The sequence below is a fragment of the Fulvivirga aurantia genome (genome assembly GCF_009711475.1).
GTDB classification, from domain to species: domain Bacteria; phylum Bacteroidota; class Bacteroidia; order Cytophagales; family Cyclobacteriaceae; genus Fulvivirga; species Fulvivirga aurantia.
In genome coordinates this window covers 1-877 of the sequence record NZ_SMMD01000189.1, presented here as the reverse complement: position 1 = coordinate 877, position 877 = coordinate 1, and the positions used below count along the sequence as shown (strand labels likewise).

Here is an 877-nt window from a genome sequence, read left to right as displayed (position 1 = left end):
GAAAGATAGAATGCAAAAAGTAAAAAGCATTCTCGTATCTCAGCCAAAACCAAGTGATGAAAATTCTCCCTATTTCAAATTAGCGGAGAAATACAATCTTACCATCGATTTCAGACCTTTTATTCAGGTAGACCCTGTATCAATAAAAGAGTTTAGAAAGCAGAAAATAGATATTCTTAATCACACGGCAGTAATATTTACGAGTAGAAATGCTGTTGATCATTTCTTTAATATCTGCGAAGAACTTAAGGTAGAAATGCCTGCAGATATGAAGTATTTCTGTATATCAGAGCAAACAGCTAACTATCTACAGAAATACATCGTTATAAGAAAAAGAAAGATCTTTACAGGCCACCGTACAGCGGCTGAGCTTATAGAGATACTCAAGAAACATAAAAATGAGAAATATCTTTTCCCATGCTCTGACATTAGAAAAGATGATATTCCGGATTTCTTGAGCAACAACGGATTTAATTACAGTGAAGCAATTATCTACAGAACTGTAGCAAGTGATCTTTCAGATCTAGAAAATGTTTATTACGACATTTTAGCTTTCTATAGTCCTTCTGGTATTAATTCTTTACTTGTTAATTTTCCCGATTTCGAGCAAAATAAAACCAGGATCGCAGCTTTTGGACCAACCACAGCCAAAGCAGTGAGAGAAAATAATCTTGTAATTGATATCGAGGCCCCATTGCCAAATGCACCGTCTATGACTGGTGCGCTTGAGCTTTATATTAAGAAGGCCAACGGCATCAAATAGATTATGTTTTTGTTAAAAAACACAGTTGGCTGACCATTTTTGGTTGCAGATCTTGAATGTATTAATAAAATTATATTATATTTAAGACTGCTTTTAACTTAAGCTTATGCGAAA

General features: G+C 34.2%; 1 protein-coding gene. It reads left to right on the top strand.

Annotated features, from left to right (window positions below; genetic code table 11):
• Positions 1-763: uroporphyrinogen-III synthase (locus E1176_RS00585; protein WP_246205897.1), on the top strand; the 763-nt coding region annotated here is incomplete at its 5' end.
• Positions 764-877 lie beyond the last annotated feature (114 nt).